We start from the raw sequence: 22,690 nt of genomic DNA on the forward strand, positions 1-22,690 counted from the left end.
GTCCTTTCAGTTGCTCTGCATATATTCGATCGGATGCTTCGGCCAACGGCCGCAGGGGCGATCCGATTCCTCAGCCGCCCGACACCTGCGTCGGACGAACGTCCGCTGACCGGACAGGTCGCGACTCCCAGAGGGCCCAGTCCGAACTCAAATCCCCCGCGATGCGCAGCAGCGCCGGCAGGTACGACTCGGTCAGCGTCTCGACACCGGTCTCCGCCGCGTGCGCGTTCACGTTCAGCGCGGCGACGACGCGGCCGTCGCCGTTGCGCACCGGCGCCGCCACCGAGCGGATCCCGGGCGCGAGCTGCTGATCGGTCAGCGCCCACCCCTTCGCCCGCACAGATCGCAGCTCCGCATCGATCTCTGCCGGCGACGGCTGCCAGGAGGGCGTCAGTCCGGACCGCGACGGAGTCGCCAGCGCCGCCGCGAGCTCGGCCGGCGGCAGCGACGCCAGCAGCACCTTGCCGAGCGAGGTCGGCAAAGCCGGGAACCGCGTGCCGATCGTCACCGAGAGCGTGACCAGCTTGGGGACGGCAACCCGCGCCACATAGACGATGTCGGAGCCGTCCAGCTGCGCGATCGAGCACGACTCGCCCGTCGCGGCCACCAGCTCTTCGAGCCGTGGCCGCGTCACGGTCCACAGCTCGCTCGATGAGATGTACGACATGCCGAGCTCGAGCACGCGCGGCGTCAGCTCGAACTCGCCCCCGCTCCCCCGCACGTAGCCGAGCTCGGCGAGAGTCAGCAGGATGCGCCGCGCCGTCGGGCGGGCGAGGCCGGTGGCTGCGGCGACGTCGCTGAGCGACATCGTCCGGTACGCGGGACCGAACGCACGGATCACGTCGAGCCCGCGCGCGAGGGATTCGATGAAGTCCGGCCCCGGCATCCGCACCCCCTCTTGACCGCGTGGTGCTGCCAGCTTAGATTGCAAACCAGCGACGAGCGGACATTTGTCCGTAATGGCGAAGGCGGCGACAATGACGAGTCCGAGCGGACCCCTCGATGGGATCCTGGTAGCCGACCTCTCGCGCGTTCTCGCGGGGCCGTACGCGACGCAGCTGATGGGCGACCTCGGCGCCGACGTCGTCAAGGTCGAGGCGCCGGTGGGTGACGAGACACGCGGGTGGGCGCCGCCGGAACGCGACGGCGTGTCCACCTACTACCTCGGCGTCAATCGCAACAAGCGCGACGTCGTGCTCGACTTCCGCGACGCCGACGACCTCGACCTCGCCATCAGACTCGTCGCACGTGCCGACGTCGTCATCGAGAACTTCAAGCCGGGCGGCCTCGCCAAATTCGGTCTCGACTACGAGAGCGTGACGAGGATCAACCCGGGAGTCGTCTACACCTCGATCTCGGGCTTCGGCTCGGCCGGCGGTGCGGGGCTGCCCGGCTACGACCTCATCGTGCAGGCGATGAGCGGGCTGATGTCCCTCACCGGCGACCCCGACGGCCCCGCGTATCGCAGTGGCGTCTCCGTTTTCGACGTCATGAGCGGGATGAACGCGATCATCGGTACGCTCGCCGCGCTGCGTCACCGCGACCGGACCGGCGAGGGGCAGCACGTCGAGGTGAACCTCCTCTCGACCGCCCTCGCCGCAATGGCGAACCACAGCTCGACCTATGTCGCGGCCGGCACGGTCCCGTTCCGCATGGGCAACGCGCACCCGAGCCTGTTCCCCTACGAGCCGCTGCCCGCCGCCGATGGCGAGATCATCATCGTCGCCGCCAACAACGCCCAGTTCCGGCGCCTCGCCGACGCGATCGGGCGCCCAGAACTCGCCGACGACCCGCGCTTCGCCGAGACCGAGGCGCGCAACATCAATCGCGCGGAGCTGCGACCCGCGCTCGTCGAGGCGCTCAGCACGCGCACCATCGCCGAGTGGCACGAGCTGCTCACGAAGGCGGGCATCGCGTGCGGCCCCGTGAACACCATCGACAAGGGTGTCGAGCTCGCGAAGCGGCTCGGCCTCGACCCGGTCGTGCAGGTGGGTGACGGCGAGGCATCCGTGCCGATGATCCGCAACCCGATCACCTTCTCGCGCACCCGCCCCGCCTACCGCACGCCCCCGCCGGCGCTCGGCGCCGACACCGACCAGATCAAGGATTGGCTGCGCCGATGACCCCCGAGACCTCTGAGACGTCTACAACCTCCGGAACGCGCTACCCCACCGGCATCGGCACGAGCGATCTGCACACGATCCAGGTGCTCGGGCACGACCTCGCCGGCGAACTGATGGGCAAAATCGGCTTCGCCGAGCTCGCCTACTGGCTCGCGACGAAGCGGCGGCCGACGGCGGGCCAGCTGCGCGTGTTCGAGGCGGTGCTCGTCTCCCTCGCCGATCACGGGTTCACCCCGACGGCGATCGCGGCGCGGCTCACCCTGTACAGCGCGCCCGACTCGCTGCAGGGCGCGATCGCGGCCGGCCTGCTCGGCGGCGGGTCGCGCTTCCTCGGCGTCACCGAGGACACGGGGCGATACCTTCATGAGTCACTCGCGACGGTCGGCGACACGGATGCCTTCACAGACGCCGACTGGGACGACGCCGCCCGCGCGCTGCTCACCTCCGCGCGCGCCGAGAAGCGCAAAGTGCCGGGGCTCGGGCATCCGAATCACAAAGACGGCGACCCGCGCACACCCGTGATGTTCGCGATCGCGGAGGAGGAAAGGCTGCTCGGCCCGCACCTCAGGCTCTTCGCAGCCCTCGGCCGCGTCGCCCCGGAGGTGCTCGGGCGCGCGCTGCCGCTCAACGGCGCCGGCGTCGCGGGCGCGGCACTCGCCGACGCCGGCCTGCCCCTCACGATGCTGCGCGGCTTCGCGCTGCTCGCCCGCACCGCCGGCCTCATCGGCCAGCTGGCGGAAGAGCTCGACACGCCCATCGCACCGGCGGTCTACGACGAAGTGGATCGCCATGCCCTGTACTCGCCACCCGAGGAGTGACCCCATGGCAACCCTGAGCGCGGTGCTCGCATCGACGCACCACCCGTTCTATCTGAAGGCGACCGAGCTGACGCCCGAGGCCGAGCGCATTCCGCAGGCCGCCGAGTGGAAGGCGAAGGTCGAGGCGTACCGCGAGACGCTGACGGCTGCGCAGCCCGAGCTGCTGGTCATGGTCGGCAGCGACCACTTCCATCAGTTCTTCCTCGACAACTACCCGACCTTCCTGATCGGCAAGCAGCCCGTCTACGACGCGACGTTCTACAACGAGGAGCGTGAGTTCTCGATCCCGAAGTACACGCTCGCCGGCGACGAAGAACTGTCCGGGTACATGTTCCAGGGGCTGCTCGACCGGGGTTTCGACTTCTCGATCAGCCACGAACTGAAGCTCGATCACTCGATCATCTGCCCGATCATCACGACGCGACCCGACGCCGACCTGCCCGTCGTGCCGATCTACACGAACATCTTCGCGCCGCCCCTGCCGAGCGCGAAGCGCTTCTACGACCTCGGCCGCGCCATCCGCTCGATCATCGACGAGTACCCGCGGGACGTGCGGGTCGCCGCGATCGGCACCGGACATCTGTCGCTCGAGCTCGGCGGTCCACTTCAGTTCGGCGAACACGGCCCCGACCCCGAATGGGACCTCAAGGCGATCGAGTGGCTGGCGAACGGCGACGTCGACGCGGTGCTCGACGACGTCACGTTCGAGAAGCTGTCGCAGTCGGGCAATGCGACGCCCGGATTCCTCGACCTGGTGCTGATGCTCGGCGTCGCGGGCCCCATGAAAGCCTCCTACGTCGACCAGCTCGACCTGTTCCACACGCGCGAGATGTACGTGACCTGGTATCCGGACAGGGACCCGCGCTCATGAGCGTCTACTACGTCGACAAGTTCCTCTACGAGATCGACCGCGATCCGGCGCTGCTCGAGCGGTATCGCACGGATGCCTCGACCCTCGTCGCGGACTGGGAGAACGGTCAGGGCACCCTGCTCGGCATCGCGCACACCATCGAGCGCACGTCGTGGCTGAAGCTGACGGATGCGGAGCGCCAGGCTCTCGTCGAGCACGACTACGTCGCCCTGTTCGAGATGGGGGCGCACTTCTTCCTGAACCTCACGATCATGATCGCGCTGTATGACGAGGAATACGCGGGGCGCCTGGGGCCCCTCTCGTTCCAGCGCGAGATGGCCGCAAAGCTCTCGCACTGGATCGGGCGCGACTACCCGTCCGTCGAAGTCTGAACCCCGTCTGAAGCCCACCCGAGTCGCGAAGGAGCGCTCATGTCAGACCCCGCACCCACCCGCAGTCCCGCACCGGGCCAGCCGATCGTGTTCCGCGGCGGCACCGTGCTCACGATGGACGACCGCCACACCGTGCTCAAGGACGCCGACGTCCTCGTCATCGGAGATCGCATCGCCGGCGTAGGCCCTGAGCTGCCCGCACCGGAGGGCACCTTCGAGATGGACGCGAGCGACGGCATCGTGATGCCCGGCATGATCGACACGCACCGGCACATGTGGCAGACCGCGATGCGCGGGTACGGCGCCGACTGGACTCTCACGCAGTACTTCGTCTGGTACTACCTCGAGCACGGCATGAAGTTCCGCCCGGAGGACTACTACGCCGGCAACCTCGTGTCGGCCCTCGACGCGCTCGACGCCGGCGTCACGACCTCGGTCGACTGGTCGCACGGGCTCCGTACGGTCGACCACGCCGAGGCGGCGCTCGCGGCGCTGACCGAGACCACCGGCCGCTGGGTGCTCGCCTACGGCGACATCTTCGCCGGGCCGTGGGAGTGGGCGGTGCGCGACGATGTGCAGCGCTTCATCCGCGACCACAACACGGGCGGTGATCGTCTCGGCTTCCAGCTCGCCTTCGACGTCACGGGCGACCCCGAGTTCCCCGAGCGAGCCGCGTTCGAAGCCGCACGCGACCTCGGCCTGACCGTGACGACTCACGCAGGCGTGTGGGGAGCGACCAACGACGACGGCATCCGCCTCATGTACGACAACGGCTTCATGACGCCCGGCACGATTTATGTGCACGCGGCGACGCTGACGGATGACTCGTATCAGCGGATCGCCGCGACCGGCGGCTCGGTGTCGCTCTCGACCGAGAGCGAGGAGAGCTGCGGCCAGGGCTTCCCGCCGTCGTGGGCGCTCCGCAGCTTCGGCATCCCGATGTCGCTCTCCGTCGACACGAGCGTGTGGTTCTCGTCCGACCTGTTCGCCGCGATGCGCGCCACGCTCGGCGCCGACCGCGCGCACGAGCACATGATCGCCCACGCGGCAGGGCAGACCGTCACCAATCATGCGCTGCGCGCCGAGCAGGTCGTCGACATGGCGACGCGCGGCGGGGCGAAGGCTCTCGGTCTCGACTCCGTCGTCGGGTCGCTCGAGGCGGGCAAGAAGGCGGATGTCGTGCTGATCAAGAACGACGACTCCCCCACGATGTTCCCCATCGTGAATCCCTACGGGCACGTCGCTCTGCAGGCCGGTCGCGGCGACGTGGACACCGTGCTCGTCGACGGACAGGTCGTGAAGTTCGCGCACAAGCTCGTCGGCGCCGATCTGACCCGCGCGAAGCGGCTCGCCGAAGAGACGGTCGTCTATCTCGCTGACGCGCTCGGCGACGAGGTGTGGGTCAAGGGCATGAACCCTGAGATCCCCGTGTCGAAGGTGCTCGACAACCCCTACATGTACACCGACTACGCGTCGCAGACGACGCACGCGGCGCGGCCGCACGCGCGCTGAGCCCCGCGCGTTGATACCGGCGGCGATGCCGCGAGACTGGAGCCATGGCATCCGCTCGCGGCATCGCGCATCTCTCACGTGAACTGGTCAACAAGCTCGTCGGCATCGTCACGGACGAACGGATGCCTGCGCAGCGCAAGCTCGACCAGGCGACGGCGAGCCTCGACCGGGTGATCCGCGACGCCGAGTCACCGGCATCGGCCGATCGGCACACGATCGTCGGCGCGCTCGATGACGCGATCAGCACCGCCGCCGAGTTGAGCCGCGCGGGGCTGCCTCGCACCACCATCGAGGCGCGCGTGCACGCCAAGCTCGTCGACGGGCTGCGCGAACTCCCGGGCGTCTCGCTCGAGAGCCCGCGCTGACCGCTAGGGCCGCCCGCGGCTGATTACTTCTCGGCCGCGGCCGCCTGCTGCAACGCCTGCTGCAGCCGCTGCTGCGCCTGCCCGTACGCCGTCCAGTCGCCGGCCTTCATGGCGGACTGCGCGTCGGAGTACGCCTGCTGCGCATTGGAGATCGCCTGCTGCAGCGCCGCGTTGGTGCCCGGCGTCGCCGTCGGGGTCGGGGTCGCCGACGGCGCAGGGGTGCCGCCGCCGCTCGGCGGACTCGTTCCGGTCGTCGGCGGACTCGTCGGCTGCGTGCCCTGGTCGCCGGTCGGAGCCCCCGAGTTGCCGTTGAACAGCGCGTCGAGCGCGGCATCGAGCGTCGGTTCCATCTCGATCTTCGTGCCGAACGACACGATGACCTCTTGCAGCAGCGGGTAGCTCGTCGAACCCGTCGATTTCACATACACAGGCTCGACGTAGAGCATGCCGCCGCCCACCGGAATCGTGAGCAGATTGCCGTACTTCACCTGGGTCGAGCCGCCTATTCGAAGCTGATTGAGCTTCGTCGAGACGTTGGGATCGGACTCGACGGTCGCCTGCACCTGGCCGGGGCCCCAGACATTGTCAGAGGTGGGGATCGTCAGCAGAGTGAACTTGCCGTAGTTCGGCGATACCTTCCCCTTGGTATCGCCGGCATCCGAGTCGACGGCGAGATACCCCTTGAGGATGCTTCTGCTCGCGCTCTCGCTCGACGCGGGTATGTAACTCGTATAGAGCGTGTAGGCCGCGCTCTTCTGCCCCGGCAACTTCATCGTCAGGTAGTACGGCGGCTGGACGGAGGTGTTCTCCTTCGCGGGGTCCGGCGGGGTCTTCCACGCGTCTTCGTTGGAGAAGAAGGCGCCGGCGTCAGTGACGTGGTAGTTCGCGAGGACCGAGCGCTGCATCTTGAACAGATCTTCCGGGTAACGCACGTGGCTGATCAGCTGTGCGCTCATATCGGAGATCGGCTTGATGTTGAGCGGGAGGATCTTCTCCCACGTCTTGAGCACCGGATCGCTCGGGTCCCACGCATACAGCGTGACCTGGCCCGTGTATGCGTCGACGGTCGCCTTGACCGAGTTGCGGATGTAGTTGATGTTGTCGGTCGGGTACGGCGACGTCGGCGTCTGCGAGTCAGCAATGGCGCCCGACAGCGACTGCGTCATCGAATACGGGTACTCGTTGCTCGTGGTGAACCCGTCGATGATCCAGTCGATGTGGCCGTCGACGACCGAGGGGTAGGGGTTCGAGTCGAGCGTGAGGAACGGCGCGACCTTCTCGACGCGCTGCACGGGATCGCGGTCGTACAGAATCTGAGAATCGGGGTTCACCTGGTCGGACAGGACGATCTGCTCGTCCTGGAACTTGAGCGCGTACATCAGGCGCACGAACACGTTCGACAGCTTGGGGCCGCCGTTGCCGGAATAGGTGTTGTAGGTCGCCGGCCCGTTGCCATTGGCCGGGTAGTCGAGCTCGACAGGCTTGCCGCCCTTCGGCGCGCCCACGATCGAGTAGCTGGGCGAATCCTCGCCGAAGTACACGCGTGGCTGGTAGTTCCCAAGATTGGTGCTGGTCGGGATTCCGGATTCGACGAAGTTCGGCGCACCATCGCTCGCTCGGGTGTTGCCCGCCGCCGCCACGAGGCCATAGCCGTGCGTGTAGACGAAGGTGTTGTTGAACCAGTTCTGCGAACCGCTGCCGAGGCCGCTCTGGTTCAGCTCGCGGACAGCCATCACCGTGTCCTGAGTCGTGCCGTCGATGTCGTAGCGGTCGACGTCGAGCGGGTCGGAGAACGAGTAATACTGCCGGAACTGCTGCAGCTGGCTGAACGCGGGACTCACGATCGTCGGGTCCATGATGCGGATGTTCGCCGTGGTGTCGGCGTCTTCCCGCAGCGCACCGGCGGGGGTGTCGTTCGTCACGTTGTAGGTCGTGCCACTGACGTCGCTCACGCCGTACGCCTGCCGGGTCGCCTTGATCGCCTGGGCGACGTAGGGGGTCTCGCGCGGCTTCTCGCTCGGGTCGACCTCAAGCTTCTGCACGCCCCACGGGTAGAGCGTGCCGATGACGAGCGCGCTGACGATGAGCAGCCCCAGGCCGACCATCGGGTAGCGCCAGCGGCCGGTGGCCGCCGCGAACACGAACAGCAGACCGACGATGACAGCGATGCCCGACAGGATGGTGCGGGCCGGGATCGTGGCGTGCACATCGGTGTAGGCGGCACCGGTGATCGAGTCCTTGACGTTGGAGTCGGTCAGGGTGTCGTAGCGGTTCAGCCACACGCTGATGCCCTGGACGATGAGGTACACGGCGGCGATCACCGCGATCTGCACGCGCGCCGAGCGGGAGATGCGCAGCTCGCGCCCGCTCGCCCGGATCGACCCGTAGAGGTACGCGGTCGCGACGGTCGCGAGGAACGAGATGATCAGCACCGCGGAGGTGAACGAGACCAGCGCGTGGAAGAACGGCAGCTTGAACACATAGAACGAGATGTCGATGTGGAACTGCGGGTCCGTCGTGCCGAACGGTGTGGAGTGCAGCCACTCTGCGGCGAGCTGCCAGTGACTGGCCGCGGCGATGCCGGCGAAGAGACCGAACACGATCGGGATGCCCCACACCGCCAGCCGGCGCAGCGGCTCGACGACCTGCTGATAGCGGTCGAGCTGAGTATTGAGTTTCGCGTAGACGGGTCGCAGGCGATAGGCGAGTTGGATCGCCGTCCACAGCGGTGCAGCCATGCCGAGGAATCCGACGGCGAACATGCCGAGACCCCACCACCACTGCGTCGCGAAGACACCGAGGTAACCGAGCTGCTGGAACCACAGAACGTCGGTGAAGAGCCGCGCGAAGATGAAGAACGCGATGATCAGCACGATGATCGCACCGATCGTGATCCACACCGCAGCGCGCCTCCTGCGGTCGACTGGCGGCCGAGCGGGGCGGGAGGCTGCGGCGGAACTCACTTCGTCAGCCTATCGATGACAGGTCGGCAGGCTTGCGGTGTCACCGTGGTCAGAGATGGTTTTCAGCACGTTCAAGGAGTCGGACAGCGTTTTGACGGCATAGACGTGCAGGCCGGATGGTATGTCGCCGGTCACGTCACTGCAGTTCGACTGCGGCGCGAGGAAGACCGTCGCGCCGGCAGCGCGCGCACCGAACATCTTCTGTCGGATGCCGCCGATCGCCCCGACGTTGCCGTCGGCGTCGATGGTGCCCGTGCCCGCGACCTTCTGCCCGCCGTTCAGGTATCCGGGCGTCAGCTTGTCGATGATGCCGAGTGCGAACATCATGCCGGCGCTCGGGCCGCCGATGTCGGTCAGCTGGAAATCCACCTTGACAGGCAGTTCGCCGTACTGCTCGCCCGCGACGACCCCGAGCACCCACGAACCGTCGTTCTTCTCCGGGGTGATGGTGAGATGCTGCGTCGCGCCACCGCGCTCGACGGTGAGGGCGACGGCGCCGCCCTTCTTGGCGTTCACGGCGTCGCGCAGCGCACCGACCGTGCTGACCGCGGTGCCGTCGACGGCGGTTATGCGATCGTTGGCCTTGAGCTTGCCGTCGGCAGGCGTGCCCGGCTGGACCGCGCCGACGACGACGTGCCCCGGAATCGTGTAGCCGAGCTCCGCGAGAGCTGCCGCCGTCGCGTCCTGCTGGGACCCCGACATCTCCGCCGCGTTCTGCTGGTTCGCCTGGTCGGCGGTCTGCCCTTGCGGGAATTCGGCCTCGACGGGGACGACCGACTCTGACGGCCGGAACCACGCCGTCGCGACCTGGAACCAGTTGGGCAGCTGCTGCGGGTTGCCGACGACGTTCACCGTCAGCATGAACAGAGCGCCCTTCGTCGGGTAGGTCGTGCGCGCGGGGATCGAGATCACCGGCTTCGAATCGGGCGCCGTCGGCTGCCCCGCGACGGAATCGACGCCGAGGGTGTTGAACACGGGGCCGGGTCGCTCGATCACGTACGGGCTCGGCGCGAAGCCGAGGATCAGCAGGGCGACGACGGCCGCGACGAGCAGTGCCCACCCGACGCGCTTGCCGCGCGGCATCCGTTCGCGCACAGCGTTGTCGGGCTGCTCGTCGTACAAGGTCATGTGATTCTTTCCGGGTTAGCGTGGACAAACGCGCCTGAATAGTATCCGGGCGCCTTATTGGAAAGGCTCGTGATGTCGGACGAGGACGACAAGTCTCCCGAGGACGCCCTGCGCGACATGCTCCGAGACATGCTGTCAGGCAACGCCGAGCTCGACCCGCAGAAGCTCGCCGGGGCCGCGGGCCTGCCTAACGATCCCGCCAGCATCCAGCAGCTGATCGGTCAGCTGCAGGGCGCCCTGCGCGGCAACCCCGACGGTTCGATCAACTGGGATCTGGCGCTGCAGCAGGGGCGCCAGCTCGCGTCACAGGGCGCAATCCAGGCGACGTCAGCCGAGACCTCCGCCCTCGAGCAGGCGTTTCACGTCGCCGGTCTCTGGCTCGATGAGGCGACCGCCGTCGGCACGCTCGCCGCAGTCCCCGCCCTCCTCTCGCGCAGCGAGTGGGTGAAGCGCACGATGCCGCTGTGGACCCAGCTCGCCGAGCCCGTCGCCAACTCGATCGCCGACTCGCTCACGAAGGTGATGCAGGAGCAGGCGCCCGAAGAGCTGCAGAGCATGCTCCAGAACGCCGGCCAGATGGTGCGCGCGGTCGGGGGCACCCTGTTCGCGATGCAGCTCGGCCAGGTGGTCGGGCAGTTGTCGACCGAGGTCGTCTCGGGCGGCGACATCGGCATCCCACTGCTCGACGACGGTCAGGCGGCGCTCCTGCCTCAGAACGTCCGCGCGTTCGGCGAAGGGCTCGACATTCCCGACGATCAGGTCGCGCTGTACCTGGCGGTCCGCGAGCTCGCGCACGCGCGGCTGTTCCGCCACGCGAAGTGGCTCCGGCTGCAGGTCATCACGGCGATCACCGAGTTCGCGCGCGGCATCGACATCGACACCGAGCGCATGGAGGACCTGGCCGCGTCGTTCGACCCCGCGAACCCCGAGGAGCTGCGCGACGCGCTCGCGTCGGGCGCGCTGATCCCGCCGAAGACCGAGGCTCAGGAGGCCGCGCTCGCACGACTCGAGACGCAGCTCGCGCTCATCGAGGGCTGGGTCGATGTGGTCACGCTGTCGGCGACCTCGCGACTGCCGAAGGCCGACGCAGTCGCCGAGACCGTGCGCAGGCGGCGCGCGGCCGGTGGGCCCGCCGAGTCCGCGTTCGCTACCCTGGTCGGCCTCGAGCTGCGCCCGCGCCGGCTGCGCGAGGCTGCCGCGATGTGGCAGCGGGTGACGGATGCCGTGGGCGCCGGCGCCCGCGACGAGCTGTGGTCGCACCCCGACCTGCAGCCCGGCGCAGCCGACATCGACGACCCGCAGCGGCTGATCGACCGTCTCACCGGGTCTGCGCCGGCGGACCCGGAATCCGACGCGATCGACCAGGCGATCGAAGACCTGCTGAACGGCAACACGGGCGACCGGCCGACCGAGGACTGAGCGCGCCATCATCCGCGCCGTGCCTCCACCGCGCAACGTCGCCGGCTGTGGAGAACTTGCGCGCGCGTGACGGCCGGTAGCGGATGCTGAGGCGGTGATCCTTCGCCTCGACCCCGCGATCCCCGTCGTGTGGCGCTCGCCGACGGCCGTGCAGCTCGGGGTCGATCCCGTGATCTGCGTGTTCGATGGCGCGAGCGTTCCGACCGAGCGCCTGCTCGCGGCGCTGGCGGTCGGGGCGCCCGAGTCGGCGTTCGCGGTGATCGCCCAGACCGCGGGCGCCGGGGCACAGTTCGCGAGCGCACTGCTCGAGGCGGTCGGTCCGGCGTTGCTGCCCGATGGCGCCATCCCGACCCCGACGGTGATGTCCCCGCCATCGCCCAGTCGTCTGCGCATCGCCGTGAACGGCGGCGGGCCGGCCGCCCGCCAATTCGCTGCGGTGATCCACGGGCTCGGCGCGACACTGGTTGACGCGTTCCCCGACGACGGCGACGCGGTCGACGCAGCCGTGCTGTTCGGCTCCTACGCCATCGCGCCCACGCGCCACGGTGTGTGGCTGCGGCGCGACGTTCCTCATCTCGGGGTCACGTTCGGCGAGCGCAGCGCACAGATCGGGCCGTTCGTCGAGCCGGGCACCGGGCCGTGCATCGCGTGCGTCGACCTGGCGCGCCGTGACGCGGACCCGGCGTGGCCCGTCATCGCCACTCAGCTGACGGCGCGGCGGGCGGCCGCCGAGAGTGACGGGGGCTTCACGGCATCCGTCTGCCTGCGCATCGCGCGCATCCTGCTCGATCGGCTGATGCGCGACTCTCGCGACTTCGCGGCGCGCAGCCTCGTGCTGCGCACCGACGGCAGGGAGCAAGCAGTCAGCCACGCCCCGCACGATCGATGCGGTTGCCAAGCTCTGCAAGGAATCGCGACGGCCGACGTGCTGCCGCTCGACCGGTTCCGCGTTCACTCCAGCTCAGCCGTAGCCGCCGCCGCGCGCGAGTGATGCCGACATAGAGCAGGCGGCGTTCTTCATCCACCTGCTCGAAGGTGGTCGCGTACGAGATCGGAACGAGACCCTCTGAGAGGCCCGCGATGTGCACCTCGTCCCACTCGAGACCCTTTGCGCTGTGCAGAGTGGCGAGGGTCACTGCCCGCAGGGTCGGTTCGTGCTGCGCCGACTGCCGTTCGAGCAGCTCGTCGGTGAAGCGGCGGAAGCTCATGTCCGGCGCTGCCTGGTCGGCGAGGCCCATCAGCGCGTTGAGGCTCTCCCACCGGTCACGAACCGAGCCCGCGCGCTCGGGTGGGCTCTGGGTCCAGCCGAGACCGCGCAAGACGTCGGACACGGACTTGAACAGGGGCTCGCCACTGACGGTGACTGAGGCCGCGCGCAGCGCGAGGACCGCCTGTTTCACCTCGGGCTGGTCAAAGAAGCGCTTCGCGCCGTGAATCCGGTACGGCACGTCCGCCTCGGCGAGCGCGGCCTCGAGGGCGGCGGCCTGCACGTTGAGGCGGTAGAGGACGGCGATGGATTCGGGGGCGTTTCCCGCGTCGATCGAGGCGGCAATGGCGGACGCGACGCCCGCGGCCTCGGTGATGTCGCTCGAGTACCCGGTGGCCGTTGGTGCGGTCGGCAGGGTCGGCCTATGGCTTTGAGCGTGCGTCGGCGCGTGCGCGGAGGTAAGTGTCGAGGTGTGATCGGCCACCACCGCGCGCAGGGTCAGCGAGCCGGACCGGCCCCGCATCAATTCGTTCGCAGCCGCCATGACCGGCGCGGCTGAGCGGTAGTTCTGCTCGAGCCGGACGACCGTCGCGTCCTCGTAGCGATGCTCGAAGCCGAGCAGGAAACGGCTCGAGGCGCCGGCGAACGAGTAGATGGTCTGACTCGCGTCACCGACGACGCAGAGCTCGCGCCGGCCGCCGAGCCACAGTTCGAGCAGCTGCTGCTGCAGCGGCGAGACGTCTTGATATTCGTCGACGACGAAGAATCGGTACTGCTCCCGCACGTTCATCGCGACCGTCGGCTCGTTCTCGAGCATGCCGGCGAGCACGAGCAGCACGTCCTCGAAGTCGATCAAGCGGCGTTCGTCCTTGAGCCGCTCATAGGTGTCCATCAGGTCGGCGAGCTGGGCCGCGGTGAGAGAGCCTGGGACCGGACGTGCCGCCCGCTCGTACGCGTCGACCGACAGGCCGCTCACCTTGCGGAACTCGATCTCGGCCGCGACGTCGCGCAGTGACGCCGTATCGACCTTGAGCTTCAGAACCTGGGCGGCGTGGCCGAGGATCCGGGCCTTGCCGGGGGCGAGTTCAGGTGTGCGCCCCCCGACGACGGTCGGCCAGAAGTGGTTCAGCTGGGCGAGAGCAGCGGCGTGAAAGGTGCGCGCCTGCACGCCCGCGGCGCCCAGCGATCGCAGTCGTGTGCGCAGCTCGGCGGCCGCCCGGTTCGTGAAGGTGAGGGCCATCACCCGGTTGGGCGCATAGGCCCCCGTCGCGACGCCGTACGCGATCCTGTGCGTTATCGCGCGCGTCTTTCCGGTGCCGGCCCCGGCGAGAACACACACGGGCCCGAGCAGGGCTTCCGCCGCGACCCGCTGCTCAGCATCGAGGCCGGCGAGCAGCTCGTCAGGCGTCACCTCGCGTCAGACTCCACTCGCACGGCCTGCACAGGCGGCTCGTCTAGGGGGCCGCCGTACCACTCCGTGATGATCGCGTGTGCGATCGAGGCCGACATCGGGAGTTTGAGGTCATCGCGCTCGGCCCAGAGCTCGTCGCGGCTGAACCATCGCACCGCCAGGATCTCTTGCCCGTCGGGCGTGGTCGGCACGTCGCCCTGCGCGACAGCGCGCGCCTCGAAGCCGATCATGACGGACGCCGGGAACGGCCACGGCTGCGACCCGAGGTAGCGCGGCTCGGTGCACTCGACCCCGGACTCTTCCTGCACCTCGCGGATCACGGCGGCCTCGAACGGCTCGCCCGGCTCGACGAACCCGGCGAGGATCGACCACCTGTTGTTCTCCCACATGGCATTGCTGCCGAGCAGGATGCGGCCCGCGTCGTCGACCACGCGCACGATGATCGCCGGATCGGTGCGCGGGAAGACCTCTTTGCCGTCGACGAAGCAGCGCCGCACCCAGCCGCCCTGCTCCACGACCGTCGGTGTGCCGCAGCGGGGGCAGTGCGTGTGCGACTCGTGCCAGTTGACGATCGCCACCGCTTCGACGAACAGTGCGTAATCGACCTCGCCGAGCGTGTCGCCGCCCGCACGGAGCGTCGCCCAACGGGACTCGTCGGGCTCGAGCTGCGCGGCGGCCGCATCGGTCAACGCCACGGCGATCACCGGCACATCGCCCGCGATCGTGCGACCGAGGTACACACGCACGAGTGCCGCCGTCTGACGATCGGGAGTGATCAGGTCAAGGGCGGTGGCCGACGAATCCGTCATCAACGCGCGGCCGCCCCACAGCGGCAGTAAGCGTGTCGCGGGGTCTGCGAGCAGCTCGTCGAACAGCTCCGGCCTGCTGCGACGCGCACCGTCACGATCGACAACGAGACCGATGAACGGCTCGAGCGCCGTGCGACGTGTCATCCGTGCCTCTCTCACACCGCGGCTCTACCCTGAGGGGCATGGCCAGAACCCCACTCACTCTAGCCGCGCTCTCGACGGCGGCGGTTTCCGGCCTCGACGTCATCAGAACGCGGGAGCACACCACGGGGCAGCACGGCGACTACGACGCAGCGGTGCTCAGCGCACGCGACGGGCGCGAGCTCATCGTGCGCGTGCCGCGCACGCAGGCGGCAGAGACCGAGCAGGCCGCCGATCTGATCGCCCTCGCTGCGCTGTCGAGCGGGGTCCGCTCGCGGCTGCCATTCGACGTTCCCATGGTCGAGGGGCAGGCACCCTTCGAAGGCACGCGAGCCGTGGTCTACGACTTCCTCGCAGGGGCCCCGCTCGAGCTCGGGCGCGTCTATGGCGACGTCGCCGTCGCCGCGGGGAACGCGGTGGCCGCGATCCACTCGTTGCCGACCGGTTTCGTGCTCGACGCGGGGCTGCCTCAGCAGAGCGCGGAGGAGGCGCAGCGGGCGATCATGGCGATCGTCGACCGTGCACAGGCCACAGGTTCGCTGCCCGCCGCGCTGCGGAACAGGTGGTACACGGCGGCGACCGATCAGTCGCTGTGGCGATTCGCGCCGACGGTGATCAACGGAGCGCTGTCGTCCGACTCGCTGCTGGTCGACGGGCCGTCGGTGCGCGCGATCATCGGGTGGTCGGCGCTGTCTATCGGCGACCCGGCGCGTGACCTCGCCTGGGTGATGGGGGCGCAGCCCGACGCGGCTGAAGCGGTCTTCGCCGCCTACGGCGCGGCGCGTCAGGCACCCGCCGACCCGCGCCTGCAGCAACGAGCGCTGCTGCACGCCGAACTCGACCTCGCCCGCTGGCTGCTGCACGGACACGACCTGCACGACCAGGCGATCATCGCCGACGCCGAAGCGATGCTCGATCAGCTCGTCGAACGGGTGCACCAGGGCGGCGTCGATCGGCTCGATCAAGCGACCGGGCAGGTTCTGGACGCCGCGCAAGTCGAGCAGCTGCTCGCGCAGACCCCGGGCGGCGCGCCCGCGGGCGATCACTCGGCTGGTCTCGCTCCCGTCGAGGACGAGAACGTGGACGACCAGCGCTCGGCCAGCTCGGACGACGAGTAGATCCGCTCGGGACGGATGACGAGGTCGTCTGCCACGAAATAGAACACCGCGTCGATCGACTCAGGCGGAATCCCCTTCCAGGTCGCGTACGCGTGTCGGTAGAGCGCCAGTTGGAACTGCTTGCGCTCGAGATCGTCAGGGTCAGCCGGCGCCTTGCCTGTCTTCCAGTCGACGATCTCGACCCGGCCGTCAGGCAGCGGGTAGACGGCGTCGAGCTTGCAGACGAACACCCGACCGGCGAGCGGGGCGTGGATTTCGAGCTCGACCTCGAGCGGTCGCTGCCCGGCCCAGCGGCTGCGCTCGAACGTCGCCTTGAGCTCGGCGAGTCGGCTCACATCGGCCTCGTTCTCGGGGGTGAGCTCGTCGAGTTCGAACTCGGCGCTGTCGATCACTTCGCTCTGCCCCAGCACGCCTGCCCGCCGCTCGACCCAGCCGTGGAACAGGGTGCCGATGCGGGTCGCCTTGTAGGGGCGCTCAGGCATCGGGCGCTGCAGCGCGGCCAGCGTGCCGACCGGGTCGCTGACGAAGTCCTTATAGCGCGAGGCGGGGACGCGCACCGGCGGCCGCTCGAGCTCGGCAGCACCTCGACGGCGTTCGGCGGCCTCGCGCAGCAGCAGCTCGAGTTCGCCGCGCCACGGCCCCACGTCGCGCGCGGGGTCGGCCGGGCCGAGCTCGAGGCGATGGCGTACGGCTTCCGCGGCGGCACGCACCTGCCCCTCTCGGCCGCGCAGCGGATGCTTCGGCCACAGCACCGGGTCGGCGAGCGCACTGTCGATCGGATTCTCGTCCGACGCGAGCTCGGGCACCGCATCGGCTGCGATGAGCCCCGCCTCCCTCAGTTCGGTGAGGTAGGCACTCGGCTGCCGCGGCCTGCTCTGCGCGCTCCAGTACGACCCCGCGAGCAGCACCCGGTCGCGGGCGCGCGTCACCGCGACATACGCGAGTCTGCGCTCCTCATCGAGATGCCGGTCGCGGAGCGCCGCCTTGAACGCGTCGACGTTCCCGAGGAACTGCTTCTGCGTTTCGGCCGCGCGCCAGGCGAGAACGGGAAGCGCCGCACGGTCGCCGCGGAAGTCGAAGGGCAGCTGCCCGAATCGCACCCACCCCGCGCCGTCGCGATACGCGTTCGGCAGCTCGTCGGTGACGAGCCGCGGGACTGCCACGAGGTCCCATTCGAGCCCCTTTGAGCCGTGGATGGTGAGGATCTGCACCGATCCCGGCTCAGGCGGGTCGGTGCGCGGGCTGAACCGCTCGCGCCCTTCGGCTTCGTAGAGCCAGTCGAGGAAGGCGCGAACCCCTGCGCCTGCGTCGTCACTCGCTGTGAAGCCTCGCGCGAGGTCGATGAAGGCGTCGAGACCGGCCTGCCCGCCGCTCGCCGACTCGTTCGCCCGCACTTCGATGTCGAGGTCGAGCTCTTGGACGACGAGCGTGACCAGGTCGAGCAGCTCGAGTCCCAGCCGCCCGCGCAGCTCGTCGAACTGCGCCGCCGCGGCGCGAAGCCGCTCAAGGCCGACCTCGGAAAAGTCTGCCAGGGCGCCGTGCGACGGACGTGCCGTTCCGATGAACGCCAGCGCTTCGACGATCGACGCGCCTTCGTCGTCGGCAACGGATCCGCGCAGCTGCTGACGCACCTCGCCGTCGAGCAGCTGCTGGCGGAAGTCGCGTTTCTCAAGCCAGCTCGCGAGGCCGCGCAGCGCCGCGAGATCGCGCACGCCGATGCGCCAGCGCGCTCCCGCGAGGAGCCGCAGCAGCTCGCTTCCGGCGTCGGGGTCGACGAGCACCTTGAGGGCGCACACGAGGTCGACGACGACGGGCTGCTCGAGCAAGCCGCCGAGGCCGAGCACGTGATAGCGGATGCCTGCTTCCCGCAGCGCCCTGGTGAAAACCTCCGTTCGGCTCCATGAGCGCATGAGCAGCGCAGCCGTGGGCGGTGCGCCTGCCACGGCCCGGAAACGGCCGGCGAACCAGGCGGCGACCGCAGCCGCCTCGTCGAGGATCGTCTGCTCGAAGCTCACCTCGATCGCGCCCGTCGGCGCGTCGGCACGCGGATCGAGCGGCTCGACGTCGACCTTCGCCTTGGCGTTCAACGGTGCCGCGATCAGGTTCGCCGCGTCGAGCACGGCAATCGGATTCCGCCAGCTGATGGTGAGCGGGTAGGTCGGAGCGATGCCCGGCGCGCCTGAAAACGCTCGCGAGAAGTCGTCGAGGTTGTCGGCGCTCGCGCCGCGCCACCCGTAGATCGACTGGTTGGGGTCGCCGACCGCCATCACGGGATGCCCCGCAAAAAGCCCGGAGAGGAGGTCGGTCTGAAGAAACGAGGTGTCCTGGTATTCGTCGAGCAGCACCACCTTGTAGCGGGTGCGGTACTCCGCGCTGAGATCGTCAACGCGACGCCTGACAGCCTGCAACGCGAACGCGACCTGGTCGCTGTACTCGATCAATCCGCGGCGCCGCTTCTCAGCGGCGTATTCGACGGCGAGGTCGACGAGCAGCGGCAGGTCTTCCACCGAACTGACGAGCTTGACCGCGTCGGCCATCGACGCGTTACGGCCGCCGGAGGGCAGGGCGAGCAGGTCCTGGAACTCTGCCGCGAGCCGTAGCACCGCGCCCGGATCGCCCACGTCGTTGTCGCTGAGCGCGTGCGCGAGGTCGAGTACCGCTGTGGCCAGCTTGTCGAGGCTGTGCTCGGTCTCAAGCAGCCGCGGGTCGTCGCTACGCCCGATGACGGCGCGCGCCAGCCGCCACGCCGCCGCGTCGCCGAGCAGGACCCCGTCCGATTCGCGGCCGATCGACAGTGCGTTCTCGCGGAACAACGCGTTTGCGAACGAGTTGTAAGTCGAGACGCTCGGCGCCTCGAGCGGGTCGTGACCACCGGGAACGGCACCAGCGAGGCGTAGCTTCTCGATATGGCCGCGGATGCGGGCGGCGAGCTCACCGGCGGCTTTGCGCGTGAACGTCAGGCCCAGCACCTCGCCGGGCGCGACGAACCCGTTGGCGATCAGCCAAACCACCCTGGCGGCCATTGTCTCGGTCTTGCCGCTGCCCGCACCTGCGACGACGAGCGCGGGAGCGGCACCGGCTTCGATGACGGCGCGCTGCTGGGGCGTCGGCGAATAGGCCTGCCCGAGCAGGCGCGCCACGTCGTCTGCACTGTAGGCGCCCCCGCCGAAACCGCGTGTCACGGTGGAGCCGCCCGTCATTCCCCGACCTCCGTGACTTCCGGCACAAGGTGAATCCGGTAGTCGTACTTGTCGCGCCCGTCGTCGGAGCGCACACCGACGAACTCGGCCCCGGCCATGCCGTGGCCCACTTCCTGCACGCGCACCCGGAACTCCTCGAATTCGGCGTCGCTCTTCGCTTCCTGCGGGACCTCGCGATAGTTCTTCCTCGTCGTCGTCGTCTCGGGCGCGATGAAGACGAGCTTCGCGCCGCCGAGTGCGGCGGGGTCGGACACGGCGCCCGCCGATTCGAGCAACTCGCCCAGTGCGCCGTCGCGGTAGGCGAGTTGGTAGGCACCGAGCTGCGGGTGGCCCGGCGCCTCTTTTCCGCTCGGGTACTGCTTGCCGGTCTTGAGGTCGACGATGACAAGAGTTCCGTCGCGGCGCCGCTCGACCCGGTCGATCGCACCGTTGATGACGGTACGGCCGAGATGCAGGGTGAACTTGCCCTCAGCGCTGAGCAGCGTGGCCCCTGAGCTCTCGAAGTCGCTGAGATAGTCGTGCAGGCCCTGCGCCATCTTCTGGACGCGACGCTTCTCGCGCTGCTCGACCCACCCGGGCTCGAGGCCCAGTTCAGCCCAGCGCCGCTCGACGTCGCCCCAGATGCGTTCGACACTGATGTCGCCCTCCGGCTCAGCCGCCACTGCTTCCATGATGGAGTGCAGGATCGTGCCGACGCCGGCAGCGAGACCGCCGGACGATCCCGACATGACGTCGACGAACCACTTGAGCGGCGACTCTTCGAAGGTTGCGACCTGCGACGGCGAAACGGCGACCGTGGCCTCCGCGTCGCCGTCGAGGTCGGCCAGCGGCCCTTCGGTCGACGGCTCGAGCACCCCGTGCCAGCTGGCGGGATCGGCCCCGGGCGCACCTGCCTCAGCGAGCGTCGCGAGGGACGCCGCCGCAGCAGCATCCGCCGGCACACTCGTCAATCGACGCCGCAGTTGGCCGACCAGCCCGCGCAGAGTGAACGGATGCCCGGCCACCGGGAGAGGCTCCCCGTCGGCGAGCCGCAGAAACGGCGACGCCTGCTGGTCTTCGCCCTCGCTCGCGGCGACGATGAGCAGTCGGCGAGCGCGCGAGACGGCGAGCGCGAACATGCGCAGCTCGTCGTGCAGCACGACCGTGCGCTCATCAACGAGCGCATCGCCCGCGGCGAGCCGGCCGACGGGTATCGCATCGGTTCCAGCCCCCGCCAACGCCCCGACGAGCGCCTGGGGACGCAGGAGCGAGCCGCGCAGCCGGACGTTCGGCCAGGTGCCCTCCTGAAGGTTCGCGACGACGACGACGTCGAACTCGAGGCCGACGGCGGCGGCGGGCGTGCACACCAGTACGGCGTCCGCGAGCGAGCGCGGCGCCAGCGTGTCTTCCGGAACCGCCGCTTCGACGAGCTCCGTCACGAAATCGGCCGCAGGCTTGCCAGGCGAACGCTCGACGAAGCGCTTCGCCGCCGCGAACAGCGCGACAACGCCGTCAAGGTGCCGGTTCGCCTCGTCGCCGAGCACGCCCCCGCGCGCTGCCTGCTTCGACCAGGTCGCGGCGAGCCCGCTGCGTTCCCACAGGGTCCACAGGAGCTCTTCGATCGTGGCGCTACGAGCGAGCTGCCCCCGCGCCGTCTGCAGCGTCGATGCGAGGCGCCGCGCAGCGCGCCCGGGCGCCATGTCTTCGACGGTGACCAGTTCCGCAGGATCGCCGAGCGCCTCGGCCAGCAGCACGTCGCCGGACCGGGTGCGGTCGCCTGCAAGCTCCTCGTGGCGCAGGGCGAGTCTGAGCTTGCGCAGCTGAACGACGTCGAGACCCCCGAGCGGGCCGAGCAGCAGTTCGGCCGCCACGGTGCCGTCGAGGTCGGTGAGGCCCAGCACGACGGACGCGGCGGTGAGCAGGTGCTTCGCCGCATAGTCGTCGCGCAGCGCTCCGGCCGCAGCGGTGGTGCGCGTCGGCACCTCGGCCACCGCGAGTGCCCGAGCGAGCTCGGGCACCTGACGACCTGAGCGCACGATCACCGCCATACGACTCCACGAGGTCTGCTCTTCGAGCAGGTGGAGCTCGCGCAGCCTGCGGGCGACGGTCGCATACTGCGCGGCCTCACTCGGGGCGAGGATGCTCTGCACCGAGCCGGTGCCTTCAGCCGCTCCGCTCGCACGCCGCTGGGAACCCGCGAGTGCCGTACCGATGCGCTCGGTCACTCGCTGCGTCACGGCACGCAAGACGGGCGGTTGTCGATGGACCACCGTCAATGTCAGCGTTTCCGTCTTCCCGCCGGAGCGCGCTCCGAACCTCGCGACCGCGGCAGGGTCGGCCCCGCGGAACGTCGTCGTCGCGACATCGGGATCGCCGAACGCGACGATCGGCACGCCGTGTCGCCCCAGCGCGGCGAGGAAGTCGAGCCCAGCCCGGGTGAACTCCTGCAGATCGTCGACCACGAGCAGGCGGATGCCGGGGTCGATGTCGCCCGAGCCCACCAGGCGGGCCGCATCGGCGAGGAGCTCGGCAGCAGTGACGAAGCCCGGGCGCAGCAGATCGACCGTGTCTTGGTATCGGCGGATGAACTCGCCCGCGGCGACCCACTCGGGCACGCCGCGGCCGCGGCCGAGTTCGATCAGACGCGTCGCCGATACGCGGTTCTCGACCATGCGCTCCATCAGCTCGCGCAACTCGGCACGAAAGCCTGCGAGACGACGGACTTCGGGGGCGAGGTGCTCAGGCCAGACCACCGCCCCGTCTTCGATGTCGCCCGCGAGCTGCTCGCCGAGCAGCTGGTCTTGCTCAGAACCGGTCAGCAGCCGCGGCTCTGGAAGACCGGCGGCAGCCCTCGCCGCACCGACCACGCTGAAGGCCAGCGAGTTCGCGGTGCGTGCCCGGGGCCCCTGCGTCGAGACGCCCAACCGAAGCGAGAGCCGGTCGCGAAGTGCTGTTGCCGCGGCACGGCTGGAGCACAGCGCGAGCACGTCGTCGGCGCCGACGAGCCCGGCCCCGACACGCGCCGCCACCACCTCGATGAGGACCGAAGTCTTGCCCGTTCCCGGTGCACCCAGCACCACCGCGGAGCTCTCGAACGGAAGGTCGAGAACAGCCTGCTGAGACGGGTCGAGTATCACGTCCGCCAAGCTAGCCGCATCCACCGACACGCGCTGGCAGACGCCGCTTCCCCCGTGGGCGAACACACACGATCGGGTGTGCACGCAGTCGATAGGCTCATCAGCAGTCAACGACGAA

General features: G+C 69.3%; 15 protein-coding genes. 8 read left to right on the plus strand and 7 right to left on the minus strand.

The genetic code is table 11. From position 1 onward, the window contains the following. Positions 1-70 precede the first annotated feature (70 nt). The gene (locus ACFOYW_RS00610; RefSeq protein ID WP_390226611.1) at positions 71-886 is read right to left on the minus strand and encodes an IclR family transcriptional regulator domain-containing protein; all 816 of its coding nucleotides are present in this window, start codon (positions 884-886) and stop codon (positions 71-73) included. Positions 887-977: 91 nt separating this feature from the next. Here ACFOYW_RS00610 and ACFOYW_RS00615 point away from each other — a divergent pair, with 91 nt between their 5' ends. The 6 genes from ACFOYW_RS00615 to ACFOYW_RS00640 are packed head-to-tail and all read left to right on the plus strand — an operon-like array spanning position 978 to position 6,060. Continuing rightward, positions 978-2,123, plus strand: a complete 1,146-nt coding sequence (locus ACFOYW_RS00615; protein ID WP_390226613.1) for a CaiB/BaiF CoA transferase family protein — start codon at positions 978-980, stop codon at positions 2,121-2,123. Further along, a complete protein-coding gene (locus tag ACFOYW_RS00620) occupies positions 2,120-2,941 on the plus strand; it encodes a citryl-CoA lyase (protein WP_390226614.1) in 822 nt (273 codons plus the stop codon). The genes ACFOYW_RS00615 and ACFOYW_RS00620 overlap by 4 nt, the downstream gene beginning before the upstream one ends. A gap of 4 nt (positions 2,942-2,945) precedes the next feature. Further along, positions 2,946-3,812 (plus strand): DODA-type extradiol aromatic ring-opening family dioxygenase, encoded by an 867-nt coding sequence (locus ACFOYW_RS00625; protein WP_390226615.1) that lies wholly within the window; start codon positions 2,946-2,948, stop codon positions 3,810-3,812. After that, a complete protein-coding gene (locus tag ACFOYW_RS00630; RefSeq protein ID WP_390226616.1) occupies positions 3,809-4,183 on the plus strand; it encodes a hypothetical protein in 375 nt (124 codons plus the stop codon). Before ACFOYW_RS00625 ends, ACFOYW_RS00630 begins: the two co-directional genes overlap by 4 nt. A gap of 39 nt (positions 4,184-4,222) precedes the next feature. Continuing rightward, a complete protein-coding gene (locus tag ACFOYW_RS00635; RefSeq protein ID WP_390226617.1) occupies positions 4,223-5,695 on the plus strand; it encodes an amidohydrolase family protein in 1,473 nt (490 codons plus the stop codon). Between the two features lie 44 nt (positions 5,696-5,739). After that, complete coding sequence (locus ACFOYW_RS00640) at positions 5,740-6,060, plus strand: hypothetical protein (RefSeq protein WP_390226619.1); 321 nt, start codon at positions 5,740-5,742, stop codon at positions 6,058-6,060. Positions 6,061-6,083: 23 nt separating this feature from the next. Here ACFOYW_RS00640 and ACFOYW_RS00645 read toward each other — a convergent pair whose 3' ends face one another. Both ACFOYW_RS00645 and ACFOYW_RS00650 read right to left on the minus strand, forming a co-directional pair. Beyond that, positions 6,084-9,023: a UPF0182 family membrane protein gene (locus ACFOYW_RS00645; RefSeq protein ID WP_390226620.1), complete on the minus strand. Its 2,940-nt coding sequence runs from the start codon at positions 9,021-9,023 to the stop codon at positions 6,084-6,086. 9 nt (positions 9,024-9,032) lie between these two features. Beyond that, entirely contained in the window at positions 9,033-10,151 is a 1,119-nt protein-coding gene (locus ACFOYW_RS00650) for a YlbL family protein (protein WP_390226621.1), read from the minus strand. A 72-nt stretch (positions 10,152-10,223) separates the two neighbouring features. Here ACFOYW_RS00650 and ACFOYW_RS00655 point away from each other — a divergent pair, with 72 nt between their 5' ends. Next, positions 10,224-11,570, plus strand: a complete 1,347-nt coding sequence (locus ACFOYW_RS00655) for a zinc-dependent metalloprotease (protein WP_390226622.1) — start codon at positions 10,224-10,226, stop codon at positions 11,568-11,570. Between the two features lie 863 nt (positions 11,571-12,433). Here the strand turns inward: ACFOYW_RS00655 and ACFOYW_RS00660 are convergent. Then, entirely contained in the window at positions 12,434-14,188 is a 1,755-nt protein-coding gene (locus ACFOYW_RS00660) for an ATP-dependent helicase (protein WP_390226623.1), read from the minus strand. Next, entirely contained in the window at positions 14,185-15,141 is a 957-nt protein-coding gene (gene nudC, locus ACFOYW_RS00665) for an NAD(+) diphosphatase (protein WP_390226625.1), read from the minus strand. Before nudC ends, ACFOYW_RS00660 begins: the two co-directional genes overlap by 4 nt. A 38-nt stretch (positions 15,142-15,179) precedes the next feature. Here nudC and ACFOYW_RS00670 point away from each other — a divergent pair, with 38 nt between their 5' ends. Further along, positions 15,180-16,256 (plus strand): phosphotransferase, encoded by a 1,077-nt coding sequence (locus ACFOYW_RS00670; RefSeq protein ID WP_390226626.1) that lies wholly within the window; start codon positions 15,180-15,182, stop codon positions 16,254-16,256. Here ACFOYW_RS00670 and ACFOYW_RS00675 read toward each other — a convergent pair. Both ACFOYW_RS00675 and ACFOYW_RS00680 read right to left on the minus strand, forming a co-directional pair. Next, entirely contained in the window at positions 16,181-19,456 is a 3,276-nt protein-coding gene (locus tag ACFOYW_RS00675; protein ID WP_390226627.1) for a UvrD-helicase domain-containing protein, read from the minus strand. The genes ACFOYW_RS00670 and ACFOYW_RS00675 overlap by 76 nt on opposite strands. Next, entirely contained in the window at positions 19,453-22,572 is a 3,120-nt protein-coding gene (locus tag ACFOYW_RS00680; RefSeq protein WP_390227349.1) for an ATP-dependent helicase, read from the minus strand. Before ACFOYW_RS00680 ends, ACFOYW_RS00675 begins: the two co-directional genes overlap by 4 nt. Positions 22,573-22,690 lie beyond the last annotated feature (118 nt).

Source organism: Gryllotalpicola reticulitermitis, assembly GCF_042651345.1.
GTDB classification, from domain to species: Bacteria; Actinomycetota; Actinomycetes; order Actinomycetales; family Microbacteriaceae; genus Gryllotalpicola; species Gryllotalpicola reticulitermitis.

Coding starts and splice junctions, on each gene's coding strand:
- ACFOYW_RS00610 (WP_390226611.1), bottom strand. CDS start 886: ATGCCGGGGCCGGACTTCATCGAATCCCTCGCGCGCGGGCTCGACGTG.
- ACFOYW_RS00615 (WP_390226613.1), top strand. CDS start 978: ATGACGAGTCCGAGCGGACCCCTCGATGGGATCCTGGTAGCCGACCTC.
- ACFOYW_RS00620 (WP_390226614.1), top strand. CDS start 2,120: ATGACCCCCGAGACCTCTGAGACGTCTACAACCTCCGGAACGCGCTAC.
- ACFOYW_RS00625 (WP_390226615.1), top strand. CDS start 2,946: ATGGCAACCCTGAGCGCGGTGCTCGCATCGACGCACCACCCGTTCTAT.
- ACFOYW_RS00630 (WP_390226616.1), top strand. CDS start 3,809: ATGAGCGTCTACTACGTCGACAAGTTCCTCTACGAGATCGACCGCGAT.
- ACFOYW_RS00635 (WP_390226617.1), top strand. CDS start 4,223: ATGTCAGACCCCGCACCCACCCGCAGTCCCGCACCGGGCCAGCCGATC.
- ACFOYW_RS00640 (WP_390226619.1), top strand. CDS start 5,740: ATGGCATCCGCTCGCGGCATCGCGCATCTCTCACGTGAACTGGTCAAC.
- ACFOYW_RS00650 (WP_390226621.1), bottom strand. CDS start 10,151: ATGACCTTGTACGACGAGCAGCCCGACAACGCTGTGCGCGAACGGATG.
- ACFOYW_RS00655 (WP_390226622.1), top strand. CDS start 10,224: ATGTCGGACGAGGACGACAAGTCTCCCGAGGACGCCCTGCGCGACATG.
- nudC (WP_390226625.1), bottom strand. CDS start 15,141: ATGACACGTCGCACGGCGCTCGAGCCGTTCATCGGTCTCGTTGTCGAT.
- ACFOYW_RS00670 (WP_390226626.1), top strand. CDS start 15,180: ATGGCCAGAACCCCACTCACTCTAGCCGCGCTCTCGACGGCGGCGGTT.
- ACFOYW_RS00675 (WP_390226627.1), bottom strand. CDS start 19,456: ATGACGGGCGGCTCCACCGTGACACGCGGTTTCGGCGGGGGCGCCTAC.